The sequence below is a fragment of the Synechococcus sp. MEDNS5 genome (assembly GCF_014279875.1).
Lineage (GTDB): Bacteria > Cyanobacteriota > Cyanobacteriia > PCC-6307 > Cyanobiaceae > Synechococcus_C.
In genome coordinates this window covers 1,915,910-1,934,645 of record NZ_CP047952.1, presented here as the reverse complement: position 1 = coordinate 1,934,645, position 18,736 = coordinate 1,915,910, and the positions used below count along the sequence as shown (strand labels likewise).

Genomic DNA, 18,736 nt, shown 5'->3' with positions numbered 1-18,736 from the left:
GCAGAGTGAGGGTGAATTTGCTGCTGTTTCCATCCGAGGCAATTTTGGGGTTGGAGCGCTTTACTCTTTTCTTCCCGTTATGGACCCTGCTGGCAGCGTTGCTCTCACTGCTGCAGCCCAACTTGTTTACCTGGGTGGCAGGGCCGGTGATCGTCTGGTCTCTCGCGCTGATCATGCTGGGCATGGGGCTGGGGCTCTCCCCCGCTGATTTCCGCCGGGCCATGATTCCGCCGCGGGCTGCCCTGATCGGCGTGGGAGCGCAGTTTCTGGTGATGCCTGCTCTCGCTGCATCGCTTGCCTGGGCCCTGAAGCTGGAGCCGCCGCTGGCTGTTGGGTTGATTCTGGTGGGGTGCTGCCCAGGGGGGACAGCCAGCAATGTGGTGGCTTTAATCGCTCGGGCTGATGTGGCGCTCTCGGTGGTGATGACGTCGCTGAGCACCCTTCTTGCCGTTGTGGTGACTCCCCTGCTCGCGAGTGCACTGGCGGGGCGCTACGTGCCGGTGGATGGCTGGACCCTGCTGGTGAATGTGATGCAGGTGGTGTTGGTTCCGGTGACGGTCGGCGTGGCGATCAAGCAGGGGCTTCCCCGATTGGCAGCCAGAGTGCAGCCGGTGATGCCGCCGCTGGCGGTCATGGCGATCGCTTTGATCGTTGCCGGAATCGTGGGCAGTCAGCGCGAGGTGCTTCTGCGTCAGGGAGGCCTGCTTGTGCTGGCCACGGCTCTTCTCCACGGTGGTGGCTTCCTGCTCGGCTTCCTGCTGCCGGCACTTCTGGGGGAACCCAGGGCTGTGCGCCGCACCATCAGTATTGAAGTTGGGATGCAGAATTCCGGACTGGCGGTGGTTCTGGCCCGATCCGGTGGATTCGCGAGTCCGCTCACCGCCCTCCCCGGGGCGATCTCCGCTGTGATGCACTCCCTGCTGGGCAGTGTTCTGGCGGCCCTATGGCGACAGCGTCCCTAAGATCCCGCCATGAAGGATCAGGACCCCCAGGCTGCACAGCCCGCCAGTGTGGGATCTCCTGATCCGGCGCAACTCTTTCCCTTCCCGCTGGATGACTTCCAGCTGGAGGCGATTGATGCCCTCAATCAGGGGCATTCCGTTGTGGTGAGCGCTCCGACAGGATCCGGCAAGACCCTCGTGGGTGAATACGCCATTTACCGGGCCATCTCCCATGGCCAGAAGGTGTTCTACACCACGCCTCTCAAGGCCCTTTCCAATCAGAAGCTGCGCGACTTCCGTGAACAGTTTGGGGCCGACAACGTCGGTTTGATGACCGGTGACCTCAGCGTGAACCGTGAGGCCTCAATCGTGGTGATGACCACGGAGATCTTCCGCAACATGCTGTACGCGGAAGCTGACGAGTCCGATGACCCGCTGGCGGATGTGGAGGCGGTGGTGCTCGATGAATGCCACTACATGAACGACTCGCAGCGCGGCACGGTTTGGGAGGAGTCGATCATTCACTGCCCATTGCCGGTGCAGCTGGTGGCCCTTTCCGCCACCGTTGCCAATGCCGGTCAGCTCACCGACTGGATTGAACGGGTTCACGGCCCCACGCGTCTGGTGCTCAGCGACTTCAGGCCCGTTCCACTCCAGTTCAGTTTCTGCAGCGCCAAGGGACTGCATCCGTTGCTGAATGACCAGGGCACCGGCCTCCATCCCAACTGCAAGGTGTGGCGTGCTCCAAAGGGGAACAAGCGCAAGGGACGTTCACAACGCCCTCCCCAGCCAGAGCCGCCCCCAATCAGTTTTGTGGTCGCTCAGATGGCGGAGCGGGAGATGTTGCCGGCGATCTATTTCATTTTCAGTCGCCGCGGGTGTGACAAGGCCGTGCGTGATCTCAGGGTGCAGTGTCTGGTCAACGAGTCCGAGCAAGCGCGCATCCGTGAACGTCTCAAGGCCTATACAGCGGCCAATCCCGAGGCCGTGCGCGATGGCTTGCATGCCGATGCGCTCCTGAGAGGAATTGCGGCTCACCATGCCGGCGTGTTGCCGGCGTGGAAAGAGCTGATCGAGGAGTTGTTCCAGCAGGGGTTGGTGAAGGTTGTGTTCGCAACGGAAACTCTGGCCGCTGGGATCAACATGCCTGCGCGCAGCACTGTGATCGCCGCTCTCTCCAAGCGCACGGAGAGGGGCCACAGGCCGCTGATGGCCAGCGAATTTCTGCAGATGGCCGGGCGTGCTGGGCGGCGTGGCCTGGATTCAAAGGGCTATGTGGTGACAGTGCAGAGTCGTTTTGAAGGGGTGCGAGAGGCCGGGCAGCTGGCCACAAGCCCGGCGGATCCCCTCGTCAGTCAGTTCACACCCAGCTATGGGATGGTGCTCAATCTGTTGCAGCGCCACGATCTGGCCAAGGCCCGGGAACTGGTTGAACGCAGTTTTGGCCGCTATCTGGCCAGTCTTGATCTGGTTGAGGAGGAGGAGATTCTTCAGCAGCTGCGTCTTCAGCTCGGGCAGTTGCAGGGCACAGCTGGTGATGTGCCCTGGGAAGATTTCGAAGACTATGAAAAGTTGCGCAGCCGCCTGCGCGAGGAAAGACGCCTCCTGCGCATCCTTCAGCAGCAGGCCGAGGAAACCCTGGCCCACGAGCTCACCCTGGCGCTCCAGTTCGCCAGTGTTGGCACGCTGGTCAGTCTCAAGGCTCCGCAGTTGCGCGGTGGAGTGACGCCGGCGGTGATCGTGGAGAAATGCGAGGGCCCCGGTCAGTTTCCGCTTCTGCTTTGCCTTACCAACGACAACGTCTGGCTCCTGCTCCCCTGCCAGGCGGTGGTCAGCCTGCATGCCGAACTGAGCTGTCTGCAGGTGGAGGGGCTGCAGACGCCTGAGCTCGGACGCGCTGGAGAGCTTCGCCATGGAGATCAGCAGAGCGGTGGCCTCGCTCTCGCTGTGGGCCACATGGCCCAACGCCATGACATGACCACACCCCAGTACGACCTTGCCGGGGAGGTTCTGACCCAGGTGCAGTCTGTTCAGGAGCTTGAGGCTGAGCTGGAGGCCCATCCAGCCCATCGTTGGGGGGATCGCAAACAGCTCAAGAAGCACCGCCGGCGCATGGAGGAGCTGGAACTAGAGATCACCGAGCGTCAGCAACTGCTCCATCACCGTGCCAACCGGCACTGGGACACGTTTCTTGCCTTGATGGAGATCCTTCAGCATTTCGGGGCTCTCGACGATCTGGTGCCCACGGAAATCGGCAGAACCGTGGCGGCTCTGCGGGGCGACAACGAGCTTTGGCTGGGTCTCGCGTTGATGAGTGGCCATCTCGATGACCTGCCTCCGGCTGAACTCGCTGCGGTGTTCGAGGCGATCAGCACCGAAGTGAACCGCCCCGACCTCTGGAGTGGCTTTCCGCCACCACCGCTGGCGGAAGAGGCCCTTCATGATCTCTCGGGAATCCGTCGGGAACTGCTGCGGGCTCAGGAACGTCACCGGGTTGTGGTGCCTGCCTGGTGGGAGCCCGAACTCATGGGACTGGTGGAGGCCTGGGCCCGCGGTGTGGCCTGGAATGATCTGATCGCCAACACCTCGCTGGATGAGGGTGATGTGGTGAGGATCATGCGACGCACCATTGATCTGCTTGCGCAGGTTCCTTATTGCGAGGCGATCAGCGAGCAGCTGCGCAGCCATGCCCGCCAGGCTCTGAAGGCAATCAATCGCTTCCCTGTGGCGGAAGCGGATGACTTGCTTAAGGCTGCAGCGGCGGAATCAGAGTCGTTGAATCCAGCGACCGAAAGGGCTGCCTGACCTCCCTGCGCAAAACTCCTAGCCCTGTGGAGAGGCCATGGAGGCTGGGTCGACGACGCGATCGAACTCTTCAGCGCTCACGTAACCCAGGTCCAGAGCGGCGCTTCTGAGGTCCATTCCCTGCTCGTGTGCGTACTTCGCAATCGCGCTCGCCTTGTCGTAGCCAATCACCTGGGTGAGCGGGGTGACGAGCATCAAGGACTGCTCCACATCCCTTTGGATGCGTGCGCGGTTGGGTTCCATCCCTTCAACCATGGCCACTCGAAAACAGTGACAGGCATCGGTGAGCAGGGTGATGGACTGCAGCAGGTTGAAGCCGATAAGCGGTTTGTACACATTCATCTGCAGATGACCACCAGCACCGGCCATCGCCACCGCAGCATCCAGGCCGATCACCTGGGTGCAGACCATGGCCATCGCTTCGCATTGGGTCGGATTCACCTTGCCCGGCATGATCGAACTTCCGGGCTCGTTCTCCGGAAGATGCAGTTCGGCGAGACCGGCTCTTGGTCCGCAGGCCAGCAGGCGGATGTCATTGGCAATTTTGAGCAGGCTGACCGCCAGAAGCCTGAGTTGCCCCATGGTGTTCACGAGTCCGTCGTGGCTGGCCATCACGGCGAACTTGTTGGGTGCTGTGGTGAAAGGGAGGCCTGTGAGTCGCTTGAGCTCCGCCGCCGCCTCGACGGAAAAGCCCTTGGGGGCGTTGAGCCCCGTTCCTACTGCTGTGCCTCCCAAGGGCAGAGGCAGGATTTCCTCCAGGCTGGTGTTGATGCGTCGCGTTGCGGTTCCGATCTGATCTCTCCAGGCCGATGCTTCCTGGCCGAGGGTGAGCGGGACCGCATCCTGAAGGTGGGTGCGGCCAATCTTCACGATGGATGCCCAGTTATCCGTTTTGATGCCAAAGGCCTCTTTCAGCAGTTGCAGTTCCGGCAGAAGGCGGCGGCTGATTGCTTCAGCGGTTGCCACATGAATGGCGGCAGGGAAGGCATCGTTGGTGGACTGGGAACGGTTGACGTGGTCATTCGGATGGATGGGCCGATGGCTACCGAGAGCCTCCCCAGCACGCAGCGATGCCAGATTGCTGATCACCTCGTTGAGGTTCATGTTGGTCTGCGTGCCGCTGCCGGTTTGCCAGACCCGCAGAGGGAACTGAGCGTCGTGGCGCCCTTCGGCGATGGCGGCCGCGGCTTCAACGATCGAGGCGCACTGGTCGCTGCTGATCAGACCGTGGCGCGCATTCACGATCGCAGCTGCCTGCTTGATGCGGGCGAGAGCATGAATCAGGGGGGTCGGGATCCGATCTGCGGCGATGGCGAAATTGTTGAGGGAGCGCTGGGTCTGAGCACCCCATAAGGCCTCCTCCGGCACCTGCACGGGGCCCATGCTGTCGTGTTCGGTGCGCGTCGCGTTGGTCATGGGTTCGAGGGGGGCCTCAGCACGAGGACAATGATCAGCAGCATCCCGCTGACGCTCACCACCACATAGATCCAGTCTGCGTAAGGGGTCCAGAACATGGTGCCGTCAGTGCATCAGAAGCGCATCAGAGCCTCAGCCGATCCCAGATCACGCCCAGGTTCGCTTGATGCAACTCCGTACTGAAGCAGTCCTCCAGCTGTTGGCTGCTGAGTTGTGCGGTGACCTCAGGGTCGCCGGCCAGGTTGGCGCGGAAATCGCCCCCCTCGGTGTTCCAGGCGCTGTGGGCGTTCCGCTGCACCACTCGGTAAGCGTCTTCACGGCTCATCCCGGCATCGACGAGGCCGAGCAGGACGCGCTGGCTGAACACCACACCCCCGTAAACATTCATGTTGCGGCGCATGTTGTCCGGGTACACGCCAAGACCGGCCACCACAGCCGTCATCTCCCGGAGCATGAAATGCAGCGTGACCGAACAGTCCGGAAGCATCATCCGTTCAGTGGAGCTGTGGCTGATGTCCCGTTCATGCCAGAGAGCCACATTCTCAAGGGCAGCGACGACATAACTGCGCAGCACCCTGGCCAGGCCGCTGATGCGTTCACTGCGGATCGGATTGCGTTTGTGGGGCATGGCTGAACTGCCTTTCTGGCCCTTGGCGAAGCTTTCCTCCACCTCGAGCACATCGGTGCGCTGGAGATTGCGGATCTCGGTCGCAAACCGGTCGAGGCTTGCTCCCACCAGAGCGAGGGTCTGGATGTAATCCGCATGACGATCGCGTGAGATCACCTGTGTGCTGGCCATGTCGGGGGTCAGGCCAAGACGTTCACAGGTCAGTCGCTCTACCTCCGGGTCGGTGTTGGCGTAAGTGCCCATGGCGCCACTCACCTGGCCCACCGCCACATCCCGTTCGAGGCGTTCGAGACGCTCAGCGTTGCGACGGGTTTCTGCCAACCAGCCTGCGAGCTTGAAGCCGAAGGTGATCGGTTCGCCATGGATGGCGTGGGAGCGGCCGATCATCACGGTGCCCTTGTGCGCCTTCGCAAGCCCGGCGATGGCCTGATCCAGGGCCATCAGTTCCTGTCTCAACAGCGCTACTGAAGCCTTGAGCTGAAGCGCCAAGCCGGTATCCAGCACGTCACTGCTGGTCATGCCCACGTGGATGTAGCGCCCGGCATCCCCCACATGCTCATTCACGTTGGTGAGGAACGCGATCACGTCGTGACGCACTTCGGCTTCGATCTCGAGGATCCGTTCCGGTTCGAAGGCCGCTTTGTTGCGGATGTCCTCCATGGCAGGCTCAGGGACACGCCCTAAGGAGCAGTTGGCTTCACAGGCGGCGACCTCTACATCGAGCCAACTCTGATACTTGGCACGGTCGGTCCAGATCGCGCCCATCTCGGGCAGGGTGTAGCGCTCGATCAAGGGCTCGCAGACGAACGGTCAATTCATGACCTTACGGCGACGTGGAGGCTCAGGCCGAGCGCAGGCGACGGTGCTCAACCTCCCACTGCACATGCTGACCCCAAGATTGCTGCCTGACCAAGCAAATGCCTCCTCGGCATTCGATCACCTGGAAAGGGGGAAGATCATTGGGATGATTCTCGATCGTGACGAAGGCTCCAGGGTGCAGGAGCTCAAGAACGTTGCTGTTGTTGCGGCAGCGGCGGTAGGGAGGCTGCTTGGCGGACATGTCCGTGAGGCGGCTTGGAGTGATCTTCTCGGACATCAACGGGTTCAGGGGTGAACCCCATGACTTTGTTCGGATTTCCACTCTGCTTTTATGAAGCAGTGCCTCGAAAACAACGGCTAGATCTGCATCTGCTGACGCTGGGTCTGGCAGCATCCCGTCAGCAGGCGCAACAGCTCATCCGTGCCGGGAAGGTGCGCGATCGCCATGGTCAGCGCTTGGAGAAGCCTGGTTATGAAGTTGCTGAAGACACGGTTGTTCGCGTGGAACAGCCGCCGCGATTCGTTTCACGGGGCGGGGACAAACTTCTTGCCGCGTTGTTGGCGTTCCCAATCCAGGTCGAGGAGCGGGTGTGCCTGGATGGCGGGATTTCCACAGGCGGCTTCACCGATTGCCTGCTTCAGCATGGAGCGCGCCGGGTGTACGGAATCGATGTGGGTTATGGACAAACCGCCTGGAGCCTCCGCACCGATGAACGGGTGGTGCTGAAGGAACGCACCAATTTGCGACGACTGATCCCGGAACAGCTTTTTGCTGAGAATGATCCCAGGCCCACACTGGCCGTGGCCGATGTGTCGTTCATTTCTCTGCAGCTTGTGCTTCCGGCTCTTTCCGGCTTGCTGCAGTTGGATGACCAGGGTGATCGCTGCTGTGGGTGTGAAGCTGTGCTGCTGGTGAAGCCGCAGTTCGAAGTGGGGCGTGACCGCGTGGGGAAGGGCGGCGTTGTTCGCGACCCAGCTGCCCATTGCGATGCCATTGCCACCGTGATTGCTGCAGGCAATAGCTTGAATTGGCGAGCTCGCGGGCTTGTGGGATCACCGATCACCGGACCCGCTGGTAATCACGAATATCTGTTGTGGCTGAGCGGATCAGGAGATCCCTCAGTCACAACAGAGGTGATCGAGGAAGAGGTCACAGCAACGCTCAACCGTTGATCCGGGCTTCAGAGTGCGGCGCCGTCACGATCGCCGGTACGGATCCGAACCACGGTCTCGACGGCTGAGATGAAGATTTTTCCATCGCCGATCTCTCCGGTTTTTGCAGCTTCAGCAATGGCGGTCACGACCGTGTCCACCCGTGCGTCGTCGACGACCACTTCGACCTTGAGCTTCTGCAGAAATTCCACAGTGAACTCGGACCCGCGATACCGCTCAACCTGGCCTTTCTGCCGGCCGAATCCGCGCACTTCACTCACAGTCATGCCGACAATTCCGGCGTTGACGAGGGCGAGTTTCACATCTTCCAGCTTGAACGGACGAATAACAGCTTCTACTTTTTTCATGACAGAACCTTCAGGCGGTTAGGGGAGGACCAGGTCGGAACTTACCGAGACGGTGAGAGGGTTGGAAGAGGGTCGACGTTTAAACCCGCCCCGGTGGCGTCCTGCCAAAGGGCTTCAGCATCCAATCGCGACACAGTCACCCGTCCATCGGCAAGGAGCTCCCAGTGTTGGGACTCGAAGTGGGTCTGGAGCCAGAGAATTCCGTGAACACTGGCAGGGGTCAATCGATAGGAAAGGCCGTCTGCCAGCAATCGGAGATCCATGAAATGGGCTTTAGATATAAACCCATTACGGCTGGTCTCTGGGCCAGTCGTTGTTTGATTCGATACCGAATCAGGATTTGGCGTGTTGCTGTCTGTGCTGATAAACGCTGCCGCGATAGTGCAGTTCGACGGTGTCGCTCTCTGCGGCCTGATGGCGCAGGGGCGCTTCATAGTGACTTCCGCGGTAGGTGTGTTCGACCTGTTGGTCGCTCAGCCGTTCGTGCTGAGCTGGGTCGTAGGCAATGCCTCGGTACGTGCGTTGAAGAGTGGTCATGAGATGAGCCTCGAAGGGGATGGTGGTTGTCCCGATTGCTGATCGGGGCCGCTTCGTGGGAAGGAGCGTTGCTTCGCCGCGCGAGTGGCTACTTCCGGCTGGAAAGGAGACGCATGACCGTCGCCTGAGCTCAACGTTTTGTCCTTCAATGCAGTTCTATCTCAAAAGTGTTGTTCATAGTGAACTTTTTGCTGATCTTGCTGGAAGAAATTCAGCGAATGCCCTGCCCTGAAAGCTTTGGGCCTCTCCGGCCGGGATTTAAGTTCTTTACAAACCGTTGCTTCTGATGCCTGTCATGAGCGGATCCCCTGCAGAAACGACCCGCACGCCTCTCTATGGCGAGCGAGCGATTGCCGAGGCTCAGTTGATCTGTTTCGACAACCCTCGCCCTGGCCGGCCATATGAGGTCTCGATTGAATTGCCTGAATTCACTTGCCTCTGTCCTTTTTCGGGATATCCGGATTTCGCTGTTTTGAGGCTTCTTTACCAGCCCGGCCCGCGCGTCGTTGAGCTGAAGGCGATCAAGCTCTATGTGAATGGTTATCGCGATCGCACCATCTCCCATGAAGAGGTGGCCAACCGGATTCTTGATGATCTGGTGTCAGCCTGCGACCCGGTTTGGATGCAGCTTGAAGCTGATTTCTATCCCCGAGGCAATGTTCATACCGTCGTGCGGGTCAGCCATGGGACTCGTCAAGCCTGCTGATGAGTTGCGGAAGTTCCGCAGCGAAACCCAGCAGGTTTCGATTGCAAAGCCCTCCGATGTGCAGGCGCTGATGCTTGTTGTCGCTGATCACCCAGATCTGACGGGTCGCAACCATGCTGAGCGCTCCGCCCAGGAGCGTGATGGCAAAGCCGGCGTAGACCAGGGGAACGCCGGGGTCACGTTTGAGCAATAACCCACTGGCAGGAAGGATGTCGATCACCTTCAGGGGTAAGCCCCTGACGTCTGCTCCTTCGCCTCCAGGTCTCAGATTGGTGATCAGTGCACCGTCCGAACCAAAGACCTGCACTGGACCCTGTTCACTGCTGGTGCTCAAAAAGACGGGTTCACTGCCGTCCGGACGCGTCGGCAGGACAAGCCCCCAGATCTGGTCTCCCAGCTCCGGGAAAGTGCTGAGGGGAAGCTGCAGCATCGGACTCCTGCCGATCTGCACCGTGATGGCAGCTAAGGACCAGTCGGCTTGGTAAACCGTCATACCCTGATAGCGGAGTGGATGGTTCACGCTGATCGTGCGGAGCTCGTCCTCCTTCCCCGGTGGTGACAGTGTCAGCGTGGATTGGAACTGTTCGGGGCGACCGGCAGGGTCACGCGTGATCGAAAACTGCTCAAGGGTGAGACTCAGGCGATTGGCGCCTGCTGCATCGAGAAGATCCAGAGATCGTCCTGGTGCCAGAAAACGTTCCAGGCGCTGTCCGGCGAGGGCTCCCCAGGCGGCGCCGATCAGCAAAAGCACCAAACCCGTGTGAACCAGCAGAGGACCGACCCGTCCCACGACGCCGCGGCGAGCTGCAAAGCGATCCTGATGCTGTCTCACCTGCCAACCCCGCGATTTCAGTTCTGTCGCCAGGCTGGACAGTGCGCCATCGCTGCTGGCACAGCTGAGCGTTTCCGCCAGGGCCAGCTTGCTCAGCTGACGCGGACGGGTGTAATCAATCCAACGCATCGCTGCTTGCAGAGCCGGCCATTGCCTGCGCCAACTGCAAAGCATCAGGGCCACGCCGAGCCAGGCGAGTAGGAACAGGAACCAAATGCTTGAGTAAAGGTGATCCAGCTGAAAGGCCAGCATCTGGTCACCATTGATCAATCCAAGCCAAGGATCGGCATTGAACCGTTCCAGGTACAGCTCAGGTGCTTCTTGCTGAGGAAGAATCGTTCCCACAGCACTGGCCGCCGCAATGAGCAGCAGCAGCACAATGGCCAGGCGAAGGTCGGAAAGAATCGCCAGTAAGCGATTGAATGTGCGCATCGTTAAACCAGCCGCGCAAGCAGCGTGAGTGATCCCACCGTGATCAGCACGGCTCCGCTGATGCTGGGGATCCATTGGCTCACGGGGCGGAGCGCCATCAATTTCGGCAGGGAAGCAGCCATGCTGCCCGCCAAGAGCAAGGGCAGGACCTGGCCGATCCCGAAGCTGCTCAGAAATAGAACTCCAACAACAACATTGCCTGTACTGGCGATCCAGCCGAGCAGAACGGCCAGTACTGGGGTTGTGCAGGGCGAGGCCGCCAAGCCAAAAGCCAGACCAGCTGCCAGGGGAGCGAGCGGTGCCGGCACTCGGGTGCTCCAGGCTTTGGGGTCTGGGCCCGCCGGCAGGGGGATTCGAACCACACCCAGAAGATTGAGGCCCATCACAATGGCGAGTCCTGCCACCAGGGTTGGGATCAGCCCTGGCACCTGGCCGTAGATTCCGCCCAGCAAACCGCTGAGACTTCCCAGCATCACCAGCGCGCCAACGATTCCGGCTGAAAATGCCAGGCTGCGTTGCCAGGGGGCCTGCCGACCTTCAAAACCGGCCAGATAAGCCAGGGTGACCGGAAGAAGGGAGAGGGAGCAGGGCCCAAGGCTGGTCAAGGCTCCTCCAATCAGAACCACGCCGAGACTGAGGGGTCCTGGTTGTGCCAAAGCGTGATTCAGCAGCTGCTCGCCGCTTCGTGCCAGATCCGAAAGCGCTAGGTCGAGGAAGGCGATGGTCGTGCCGGTCGGCCGGAAATCACAGAGCTCAAGCCTATCGATCAGAGCCTCAGTGCCGCCGAAGAGGCCTGCTCGATGTTCTTTGGCCACGGCCTCCAATCAGTCCGGTGGATTCCAGAGAGCAGCGGATTAGTAGTCCCACAATCATCAGGCTGGAGAGTAGAGAGTTTCCCCCGTAACTCATCAGGGGTAGGGGCAGACCTGTTGTAGGCATGGCCCCGGAGGCCACGGCCACATTCATGATGGATTGGCCAACCAGCAGTGTGGAACAGCCAATGGCAACAAGGCGCGCCTGATTGCTGCGGCAGCGCAGCGCCACGCGCAGGCCCAGGTAGCCAATCAGCATCAAGAAGAGCAGTAGAAGCAGAGAGCCCACGAGTCCAAATTCCTCGGCATACACCGCAAAAATGAAGTCGGTGCTTTGGATCGGCAGATATTGCAATTTCTGAGTTGAAAGCCCGAATCCCTCTCCGAACACACCTCCCGAGCCAATGGCCAGAAGGCTTTGAATCAGCTGATAGCCATCACCCTGAGGGTCTTTCCAGGGGTTCAGGAAGGAAATCACCCTGAGGCGTTGATATTCATTGATCAAAATGCTCGCCGTGCCCAGAACAGCACCTCCGATCGCCGTTCCGAACAGTGAAACGAGGGGCAAGCCCGCCGAAAAGGCCATCAACCAGATCAACAATCCACTCAAAGCTGCGGTGCTCAGGTTGGGTTGCTTCAGGATCAGGAGAACCAACAGCCCAAAACTGCCGAGCCACAAAAGCTTCTGATCCAGGCCGGTGCGTTTCCAGTGCGCGAAGAGGTTGGCTGCTTGCAGCACCACAAACGGTTTTACGAGCTCGGATGGCTGGATCTGGATCGGTCCGATCACGAGCCAACGACTGGCACCGTTCACCGTGGTTCCCATCACCAGTGTGGCGGCAATGAGCAGGCATCCAATCCAGAGAGCAGGGCCAGCCAGTTTCAGCCAGCGCCTCAGATTGGTGGACGCCGTGAACGCCATCAAACTCCAGCTTGCGGCCATCCACACCAGTTGCCGCTTGAGGTAGTAAGCACCCTCACCCTGCTCACGCGCTGCAACCCACCAGCTGGCAGAGGCCAGTACCAGCAAGCCTGCAAGGCTCCAAATGGCTGTGAGCGTGAGCAACAGTCGTGCTTCCGCGGGCCACAATGACCAATCGAGGGGGAGGTGACGTTCCCAGAACGGCCTCGAATCTTTTTCAGGATTCGTGCGAGTCCTCACGGTGCCCGACCGTGAGGATCGACTCCTCCTGGACATCACGGACGGGCTGCTCAAGAGTGCAAAAGGGAATAAGTGTATTGAGCCGTCTCAACCACGATTTGCCAAGGCATTGGTCATAAAAAAAACCCGGCCTTGGCCGGGTTCGCAAGCGTTTGTACTGCCTTCAATTTCCGACATTCACCTGGCGTGAGCCAGTGCAGAGTTCAACCTTGATGATTCGTCCTCCCTGCTTCTGGATTCGCTGTTGTTCAGCAAACCAGCTGTCGTACGGAACCCACTTCGTGAAGAAGGTGTTCTGCAATTCGCGCTGGGTCCGAACCTTTTCAGGGCTCGGAATGCAGGCGGTGACTTTGAACAACCGCATCGGTCTCAGTTGCCGAGACCGGAACAGATGTAGTCGAAGTAGACACCCATCTCCTTGCCTGCATCCGGGCCGACGAGGGAAGCGGTGACTTCTTTCATGGCTTGAATGGCTTGGACCGTGGCACCGATGGGCACCCCGAGGGAGTTGTAGGTCTCCTTAAGGCCGTTCAGCACCCGCTCATCGAGAATGGACGTATCACCAGCCAGCATGGCGTAAGTGGAATAACGCAGGTAGTAATCCAGATCGCGGATGCAGGCTGCGTAGCGACGGGTGGTGTACATGTTGCCGCCCGGACGGGTGATGTCCGAGTACAGCAGAGCCTTGGCCACTGCATCACGAATGATCGAGGATGCATTGGCACTGATGGTGGCAGCAGCCTTCACGCGCAGCTCACCGCTGGCGAAATAGCTCTCAAGGCTGCTCATGGACGACGTGTCCAGGTAGAGACCCTGAACATCGGACTTGTTGATGACGTTGGTGATCGCGTCTTGCATGGATCAGAGGTGACGGAAAGGGGCGTGAAGTCCGGTGATTCAGGCGAGGGCGCCGACCACGTAGTCGAAGTAGAAACCAGCTTCCTCGGCGTCGGCGCCACTGAGGAGGCCCATGGCGACGGTCTTCATTTCACGGACCGCTTCAGCCATGGCTTCAAGGGGGGTGCCCAGGGAGCGATAGAGCTCACGGGCGCCGATCACTCCGATTTCTTCGATGGGGGTCACATCACCTGCGACGACCCCGTAGGTCACGAGACGCAGGTAGTAATCCATGTCACGAAGACAGGTCGCGGTCATTTCCTCGCCGTAGGCATTGCCTCCGGGAGAGATCACGTCGGGACGTTTCTGAAACAGCTGACCGCCAGCCGTTTTGACGATGCGCTCACGACTCTCGCTGAGAACCTGAGCGACTCGAAGACGACGCTGTCCGCCGCCGACGAAGGCCTTGATCTGGTCCAGTTCTCCTGGACTGAGATAGCGGGCTTCGGCGTCCGCGTTGATGATCGAGTTGGAGACGATGCTCATGCAGTTCTACCTCGAAGCAAGCGGCCGCCCGTAGGAGACCGATATCCGGTGTGTGGTGGTGGTGATCTCGACAGAGATCGGTAAGCAGCTTAAGGGCCGCTGGTGCTCAGATCGTGGAGATTCGAGCTTGAGGGCCGTCAGATGTTGTATCTGTTGACCTTCGGGGATGCCGTCGGGCATCACCCGAAAGGTGAGGCCGATCGAGTGTGATTCTCAGGCAGCTTCCAGGCAGGGTTTGGTGCTGGTAACAGATCTTCATTCCGGACTCAGGTTTTGATAATCAGGCATTAAAAAGCCAGCGGTTGAGATACCTCTGGCGTTGTTATTTGCGAGTTGTCGTAATCCGAAATAAAGAGTGCGGTGACGGTTGAGGAGTGCTTACAGGGATTGGCTTGGTGGTGGTGTCAGTCCGGCGTTGCCGCTGTAGAGGGACGCTGTGCGGGTCAGCGTTGACTGGGCCACGCCTGGCTGGGAGTTCAGACCCTGGAAGTCAGGAACCTCAGAGGGTTCGAATCCGAGCTTGGAACGAAGTTTCAGTAACTCCTGAACAGCTGCACTTTGCCCTGACTCCGCTCTCAAGACCAAAAAACGACTCGTTTCTGCTGGAGTGGATGCTCTGCCAACCAGTGCCATCGTGGCTGCGGTGGCAGCGCGTAACGGCGCCATTCTGGAGAGTCTCTCCAGGAAGGCTTCGCTGGTGGCGACTGCAGCGACAAACCCCTCGAGGTCGATCTGGCCATCTCGCAGTCGGGATTCGCTGGTGATGAGCCGTTCGCTTTCCAGTGGGACCCGGTTGAGAAGTTGCCGATAGGTGGCATCAACAACCTCTCTCAGCTCTGATTCGCTGGGGTTGCGTGGAAGTGAACGCTTCACTGGCAGTCCTGATCGACGCTGATAACCAGAGGCGTCTCCCAGGGTCAAAGCCGACTGCATCCCCTCCTTGCGTGGGTCCTGCTGGGTGGTTCGGGTGAACCGGGAGTCGATCGTTCGGCTCCAGGTTTTTGCCGCTTCCTCGGGAGATGCTGTTGGGGCTGCTGTTCTCTGCGGACGCCGACGCATCAGCGCCGTCCACTGGGATGCCGGCATGGAGCTCACCTCAGCGCGCCACTGACCGGCAGCGGTTTGCGTTTGACCCTTCAGATTCCTATTGGTGACATCGCTGGTTGTGCGCATGCGATCGTTGCGAACCGGGTCGGGACGACGTCCCATGGTCAAGTCGACAACAGCTGTGAGATCGATGGGGCGTCGCAGGGCGGGTGCCCGGCGCGTGTTCAGATCAGCTGGCGTGATGAACCGCTCGTAGGGAACGGTGTCCTCACCAAAGCAATCCTTGTAATCCTGTCCGTTGATCAACGCATCAACCAGTCCGTAGAAGCCTTGGCGGGCAGCGGTGTCGAAAAGAGCATCAATTTCCCAGCGACCAAAGGTGGGTCGCCCCAGAAGTCTGCGATGCATCACTTCGATGGCTTTGGTGATGTAGAGACCTTCCCAGTAGCGACGACGGAACGCATTGGAGCGGGCAACGGAACGCACGAAGTCGCGAAGACTGATGTCTCCGTTTTCGAGTCGAGCCTCCTCTGAGCTGAGCCGCTCTCCTGCGTAGCCGGCTGTTCCGAGAACCTGCACGTAAACCGCTTTGATCACTGCCTGGGTGGAGGATTCGGTGTTGCGAATGCTGGGCTGGCCACCTCGGCGAGGCACGGCGGCGCCACCTGTCGCGATCTGCTGAAGACGCAACACTCTCGGGCCGACCTTGCGGGGGCGGCTGCCTCGGAACTGAGGACTGTCCATCTGGCCGGGTTGGGCCATGCCGTTGCTAACCAGCAGTCGGCGGGTGTCGTAGCCGAACGGCGCCGGTCGCGTTGCGACCGCCGCCGTCGACGAGGGGAAGATCGCGCCGTATTGGTTGCCGACGGGATCATTGCCTCCGCCATAGACATGCTGATCCCCGAGCGGCTGGCGGTAGGAGGCGTAGAGCGTGACGTACTGAGGAGCCCCCTCGAAGGGTGCGCTGAACCGGAACAAACGACGGTTTGAACCCCAGCCGGCACTCTCCTGGGCTTCTTCACCAAGATCGCGCAGGTAGGGAACCGTTTCCTCCCCAAAAGTCTGGGCGTACTCACTGCCGTTCACGAGTACATCAACCAGTCCGTTCAGGCCCTGCTCGCTCACGATCGAGAACGCTTTGCGGAATTCTTCGAGGGAGCTGATGCCACGGCCGAGGAAATGTCGGTAGGCCAGTTCCACGACTCGACTGTTGACGAAGCGACCGTAAAACTGGGTTCGATACTCCTTGCTCCGGCCCAGAGCGCGAATGAACTCGCGCATGGAGATCTTGCCCTGCAAGAGCTGGCTTGCCTCGGTGCGACAGGGGGTTTGGGAGTAGCCCTTGGCGATGTCTCTCTCGAAGACCTGTCGATAGGCGGCTTTCACGACCTCAGCTTTCTCGGCGCCGGAGAGACCGGGACGCATTTCAAAGCGCTGGGCTGACTCGGCGGCTAAGGCATAGATCGCTGGCAGCTGCAGGCCCTGGCGGACGGCGCTCCCAGGCTTCTGCCGTGTGGATGGGGTGGCGACAGCCAGTTCCTGGAGAAGAACGTTGAAGCAGTCGATCGTGAGACGGCGCGCTTCAGGCAGCTCACGAAGCAGCTGGGCCGAGGCCGCACGCATTTCCTGCAGCGCCACGTTGGTCGCCGTCAATGAACAGTTCTTCAGAAGAATGTCCCGAAGTCCTCGGGTGTTCACCGAGAGAATGCTTGGGTCTCCGGCGACAAGGGCATAGCCCACGTAACGGAGAAACCAGCCCATGTCGCGCACGGATTTGCGCATGAACGCCGGACCGTATTTGGCCACGCTGATGGCGTTGAACCCGGTGGGAAGCACCACACGGACATCGGCATCTCCGCTCGTTCCATCCAGAAATCTGGTGAGGAAGTTGCCGCGCTTGGTGGTTCCGCTTTCTCCTGTGAAGGTGCGGACCGATTGTTCGAAGGCGACTTGATCCGCTGCCAGGGGTGTGTCATCACCCACCTTCCGATCCTCTCCGGTTGTGAGAGGGCTTTCGAGGAAGGAGAGGGGTGTGCCGCCCACGAAGATTCTGTTGGCCGCTCGAGCCACGATCGACTCAGCGTTGGCCGCAATGATCCGCGAGGCCTCGAGCCTGTCGTTGCCGCTCCGGAAAAAAGTGATTAGCGAGTCCAGCTCCCCACCATCGGGGAAACGATCCTGCTGCTCCGCTTGGCGAACGCTGGAGAGCGGCAGTGTGTCGTACAGCTGGGGGGAGACCCTGGGGCTGCCGCTGCTGGCGGTCACGGTCATGAACGGAAGCAAGCCGGATCCGGCCAGGTTACGGCTCGTGCCCAGAGCACTTGGAGTGCCATGAACAAATGTTTGCAGGGGTTGCTGTCGGAAGTGACGCATTGCGAGGGCGCATGAAATGCTCCATCGCAAGCCGATCGGCCCCTGGAGCCCGTAGCTGATGAATCCAACCCCATCCGACGCAGCCACCCCGGTGGTGAGTGATTTCTACGACCGTTTCCCCTATCCGGGTGACCCCATCCAGGACGGCCCACCTCCTGGGTACAACTGGCGGTGGTGTCTGGAGAGCGTCGATGGCGCAGTGAGGGGAGAGATCCCTGAGCGTGATCATGCAGCGACGCCTCTTCGAATCCTTGATGCGGGCTGTGGGACTGGCGTGAGCACCGACTATCTCTGCCATCTCAACCCTGGAGCCGAGGTGCTGGCCGTCGACATCAGCGCCGGTGCTCTAGACGTGGCCAGAGAGCGGTTGCATCGCTCCAGAGGAGCGATGCAGGTTCGATCACTGCGTCAGGAGCAGCGGAGCCTTCTAGATCTGAACGGTGAGGGGCCGTTCGATTACATCAATTCCGTTGGTGTGTTGCATCATTTGCGTGAGCCTCTGGCTGGTCTTAAGGCGCTTGCTGCGCTGCTGGACGACGACGGCTTGATGCATCTCTTCCTTTACGCCAATGCTGGGCGTTGGGAGATCCATCGCACGCAGAAGGCCCTAACCAGGCTTGGAGTGGGACAGGACAGTGAGGCTCTGCGTCTTGGCCGGGAGCTGTTGGATGTGCTCCCTGAATCCAATCGCCTTCGCCGTAACTATGAACAGCGGTGGCTAATCGACACCGCTGCTGACGCCAACTTCGCAGATATGTATCTGCATCCCCAGGAGACCAGCTATGACCTCGAAACCCTGTTTGCCCTGATCGAGGCCTCCGGGCTTCATTTCGTTGGTTTCTCCAATCCTTCGGTCTGGGATCCGGCTCGACTTCTGAACGGTGACCTCCTCGCACGGGCCCAAGCACTCCCTGTCGAGGATCAGTGGTTTCTGATCGAGGATCTCGACACGGAGATCAGTCATTTCGAGTTTTTTGTTGCGCGGAAGCCTCTTCAAGAGCGGCGCTGGGAAGACGATGGAGACCTGTTAAGAGCGCGGACCCGCCGCCAGTCCTGTGTGTGGGGGTGGCCTTCCGCCAGCTTGCTGGGTCCTGATCTTGAGCCGATTGCTTTGTCTGCGCAGGAAAAGCAGCTGCTCGAGGCCGTGGACGCCCATCCTGAGCATTCCCTTGGTGAGCTTGGTCTCGGCCCCTGGACTGCTGATGTGGCAAGGACTCTGATCCAACGTCGTCTGCTTTTGCCCCTTGCTGAAGCAGGGGGGGGCGGGGAAAACGCGTGATAGATTCCGCGCGCTTTCTCAGGCGTTGTTTGCTGGCTACCACT

The 18,736-nt window shown here is 60.1% G+C and carries 19 protein-coding genes and 1 riboswitch; of the genes, 5 read left to right on the top strand and 14 right to left on the bottom strand.

Annotated features, from left to right (window positions below; genetic code table 11):
- The first annotated feature begins 44 nt into the window (after nt 1-44).
- The gene (locus tag SynMEDNS5_RS10490) at nt 45-962 is read left to right on the top strand and encodes a bile acid:sodium symporter family protein (protein WP_186585966.1); all 918 of its coding nucleotides are present in this window, start codon (nt 45-47) and stop codon (nt 960-962) included.
- Nucleotides 963-971: 9 nt separating this feature from the next.
- Nucleotides 972-3,746 (top strand): RNA helicase, encoded by a 2,775-nt coding sequence (locus SynMEDNS5_RS10485; protein WP_186583328.1) that lies wholly within the window; start codon nt 972-974, stop codon nt 3,744-3,746.
- An 18-nt stretch (nt 3,747-3,764) separates the two neighbouring features.
- Here the strand turns inward: SynMEDNS5_RS10485 and SynMEDNS5_RS10480 are convergent, their stop codons facing one another.
- Genes SynMEDNS5_RS10480 through SynMEDNS5_RS10465 form a run of 4 tightly spaced genes read right to left on the bottom strand, consistent with a single transcriptional unit; the run spans nt 3,765 to nt 6,850 of the window.
- Nucleotides 3,765-5,162 carry a class II fumarate hydratase gene (locus tag SynMEDNS5_RS10480; protein ID WP_186583327.1) on the bottom strand — a complete coding sequence of 466 codons (1,398 nt, stop codon included), beginning with the start codon at nt 5,160-5,162 and terminating at the stop codon, nt 3,765-3,767.
- Nucleotides 5,159-5,260, bottom strand: coding sequence for an adenylosuccinate lyase (locus SynMEDNS5_RS10475; RefSeq protein WP_186583326.1), 102 nt, complete (start codon nt 5,258-5,260; stop codon nt 5,159-5,161). The genes SynMEDNS5_RS10480 and SynMEDNS5_RS10475 overlap by 4 nt, the downstream gene beginning before the upstream one ends.
- 26 nt (nt 5,261-5,286) lie before the next feature.
- Nucleotides 5,287-6,582, bottom strand: coding sequence for an adenylosuccinate lyase (gene purB, locus SynMEDNS5_RS10470; RefSeq protein ID WP_186583325.1), 1,296 nt, complete (start codon nt 6,580-6,582; stop codon nt 5,287-5,289).
- A 49-nt stretch (nt 6,583-6,631) separates the two neighbouring features.
- Entirely contained in the window at nt 6,632-6,850 is a 219-nt protein-coding gene (locus tag SynMEDNS5_RS10465) for a hypothetical protein (RefSeq protein WP_186585965.1), read from the bottom strand.
- Between the two features lie 98 nt (nt 6,851-6,948).
- Here SynMEDNS5_RS10465 and SynMEDNS5_RS10460 point away from each other — a divergent pair, with 98 nt between their 5' ends.
- The gene (locus SynMEDNS5_RS10460; RefSeq protein ID WP_186585964.1) at nt 6,949-7,782 is read left to right on the top strand and encodes a TlyA family RNA methyltransferase; all 834 of its coding nucleotides are present in this window, start codon (nt 6,949-6,951) and stop codon (nt 7,780-7,782) included.
- Between the two features lie 8 nt (nt 7,783-7,790).
- On the opposite strand, the gene SynMEDNS5_RS10455 is transcribed toward SynMEDNS5_RS10460, so the two are convergent.
- The 3 genes from SynMEDNS5_RS10455 to SynMEDNS5_RS10445 all read right to left on the bottom strand — a co-directional run bounded on the left by SynMEDNS5_RS10455 (nt 7,791) and on the right by SynMEDNS5_RS10445 (nt 8,666).
- Entirely contained in the window at nt 7,791-8,129 is a 339-nt protein-coding gene (locus SynMEDNS5_RS10455; RefSeq protein ID WP_186583324.1) for a P-II family nitrogen regulator, read from the bottom strand.
- A 41-nt stretch (nt 8,130-8,170) separates the two neighbouring features.
- Nucleotides 8,171-8,392: a hypothetical protein gene (locus tag SynMEDNS5_RS10450; protein ID WP_186583323.1), complete on the bottom strand. Its 222-nt coding sequence runs from the start codon at nt 8,390-8,392 to the stop codon at nt 8,171-8,173.
- 70 nt (nt 8,393-8,462) lie between these two features.
- The gene (locus tag SynMEDNS5_RS10445; protein ID WP_186583322.1) at nt 8,463-8,666 is read right to left on the bottom strand and encodes a DUF4278 domain-containing protein; all 204 of its coding nucleotides are present in this window, start codon (nt 8,664-8,666) and stop codon (nt 8,463-8,465) included.
- Between the two features lie 62 nt (nt 8,667-8,728).
- Nucleotides 8,729-8,804: riboswitch (Glutamine riboswitch) on the bottom strand.
- Between the two features lie 157 nt (nt 8,805-8,961).
- Here SynMEDNS5_RS10445 and queF point away from each other — a divergent pair.
- Nucleotides 8,962-9,372, top strand: coding sequence for a preQ(1) synthase (queF, locus tag SynMEDNS5_RS10440; RefSeq protein WP_186583321.1), 411 nt, complete (start codon nt 8,962-8,964; stop codon nt 9,370-9,372).
- Here the strand turns inward: queF and SynMEDNS5_RS10435 are convergent.
- The 7 genes from SynMEDNS5_RS10435 to SynMEDNS5_RS10405 all read right to left on the bottom strand — a co-directional run bounded on the left by SynMEDNS5_RS10435 (nt 9,344) and on the right by SynMEDNS5_RS10405 (nt 17,311).
- On the bottom strand, nt 9,344-10,636 hold the full coding sequence (locus SynMEDNS5_RS10435; protein ID WP_186583320.1) for a cytochrome c biogenesis protein ResB: 1,293 nt from the start codon (nt 10,634-10,636) through the stop codon (nt 9,344-9,346). The two genes, queF and SynMEDNS5_RS10435, sit on opposite strands and share 29 nt — an antisense overlap.
- A 2-nt stretch (nt 10,637-10,638) precedes the next feature.
- Complete coding sequence (locus SynMEDNS5_RS10430; RefSeq protein WP_186585963.1) at nt 10,639-11,307, bottom strand: cytochrome c biogenesis CcdA family protein; 669 nt, start codon at nt 11,305-11,307, stop codon at nt 10,639-10,641.
- Nucleotides 11,308-11,410: 103 nt separating this feature from the next.
- A complete protein-coding gene (locus SynMEDNS5_RS10425; RefSeq protein ID WP_186583319.1) occupies nt 11,411-12,646 on the bottom strand; it encodes an FtsW/RodA/SpoVE family cell cycle protein in 1,236 nt (411 codons plus the stop codon).
- A gap of 127 nt (nt 12,647-12,773) precedes the next feature.
- Nucleotides 12,774-12,974: a phycobilisome linker polypeptide gene (locus tag SynMEDNS5_RS10420; RefSeq protein WP_006043293.1), complete on the bottom strand. Its 201-nt coding sequence runs from the start codon at nt 12,972-12,974 to the stop codon at nt 12,774-12,776.
- A gap of 5 nt (nt 12,975-12,979) precedes the next feature.
- The gene (gene apcB / locus SynMEDNS5_RS10415) at nt 12,980-13,468 is read right to left on the bottom strand and encodes an allophycocyanin subunit beta (RefSeq protein ID WP_186583318.1); all 489 of its coding nucleotides are present in this window, start codon (nt 13,466-13,468) and stop codon (nt 12,980-12,982) included.
- Nucleotides 13,469-13,507: 39 nt separating this feature from the next.
- Nucleotides 13,508-13,993, bottom strand: coding sequence for an allophycocyanin (locus SynMEDNS5_RS10410; RefSeq protein ID WP_186583317.1), 486 nt, complete (start codon nt 13,991-13,993; stop codon nt 13,508-13,510).
- Between the two features lie 378 nt (nt 13,994-14,371).
- On the bottom strand, nt 14,372-17,311 hold the full coding sequence (locus SynMEDNS5_RS10405) for a phycobilisome rod-core linker polypeptide (RefSeq protein WP_186585962.1): 2,940 nt from the start codon (nt 17,309-17,311) through the stop codon (nt 14,372-14,374).
- A 160-nt stretch (nt 17,312-17,471) separates the two neighbouring features.
- Here SynMEDNS5_RS10405 and SynMEDNS5_RS10400 point away from each other — a divergent pair, with 160 nt between their 5' ends.
- On the top strand, nt 17,472-18,692 hold the full coding sequence (locus SynMEDNS5_RS10400; protein ID WP_186583316.1) for a bifunctional 2-polyprenyl-6-hydroxyphenol methylase/3-demethylubiquinol 3-O-methyltransferase UbiG: 1,221 nt from the start codon (nt 17,472-17,474) through the stop codon (nt 18,690-18,692).
- Nucleotides 18,693-18,736 lie beyond the last annotated feature (44 nt).

Excerpts from the sequence above, each read along its gene's own strand:
- SynMEDNS5_RS10400 (WP_186583316.1), top strand. The coding sequence starts at position 17,472 with ATGAATCCAACCCCATCCGACGCAGCCACCCCGGTGGTGAGTGATTTC.
- SynMEDNS5_RS10405 (WP_186585962.1), bottom strand. The coding sequence starts at position 17,311 with ATGACCGTGACCGCCAGCAGCGGCAGCCCCAGGGTCTCCCCCCAGCTG.
- SynMEDNS5_RS10420 (WP_006043293.1), bottom strand. The coding sequence starts at position 12,974 with ATGCGGTTGTTCAAAGTCACCGCCTGCATTCCGAGCCCTGAAAAGGTT.
- SynMEDNS5_RS10425 (WP_186583319.1), bottom strand. The coding sequence starts at position 12,646 with ATGTCCAGGAGGAGTCGATCCTCACGGTCGGGCACCGTGAGGACTCGC.
- SynMEDNS5_RS10465 (WP_186585965.1), bottom strand. The coding sequence starts at position 6,850 with ATGTCCGCCAAGCAGCCTCCCTACCGCCGCTGCCGCAACAACAGCAAC.
- SynMEDNS5_RS10445 (WP_186583322.1), bottom strand. The coding sequence starts at position 8,666 with ATGACCACTCTTCAACGCACGTACCGAGGCATTGCCTACGACCCAGCT.
- SynMEDNS5_RS10455 (WP_186583324.1), bottom strand. The coding sequence starts at position 8,129 with ATGAAAAAAGTAGAAGCTGTTATTCGTCCGTTCAAGCTGGAAGATGTG.
- SynMEDNS5_RS10410 (WP_186583317.1), bottom strand. The coding sequence starts at position 13,993 with ATGAGCATCGTCTCCAACTCGATCATCAACGCGGACGCCGAAGCCCGC.
- SynMEDNS5_RS10435 (WP_186583320.1), bottom strand. The coding sequence starts at position 10,636 with ATGCGCACATTCAATCGCTTACTGGCGATTCTTTCCGACCTTCGCCTG.
- SynMEDNS5_RS10475 (WP_186583326.1), bottom strand. The coding sequence starts at position 5,260 with ATGTTCTGGACCCCTTACGCAGACTGGATCTATGTGGTGGTGAGCGTC.
- queF (WP_186583321.1), top strand. The coding sequence starts at position 8,962 with ATGAGCGGATCCCCTGCAGAAACGACCCGCACGCCTCTCTATGGCGAG.
- apcB (WP_186583318.1), bottom strand. The coding sequence starts at position 13,468 with ATGCAAGACGCGATCACCAACGTCATCAACAAGTCCGATGTTCAGGGT.
- SynMEDNS5_RS10485 (WP_186583328.1), top strand. The coding sequence starts at position 972 with ATGAAGGATCAGGACCCCCAGGCTGCACAGCCCGCCAGTGTGGGATCT.
- SynMEDNS5_RS10480 (WP_186583327.1), bottom strand. The coding sequence starts at position 5,162 with ATGACCAACGCGACGCGCACCGAACACGACAGCATGGGCCCCGTGCAG.
- SynMEDNS5_RS10450 (WP_186583323.1), bottom strand. The coding sequence starts at position 8,392 with ATGGATCTCCGATTGCTGGCAGACGGCCTTTCCTATCGATTGACCCCT.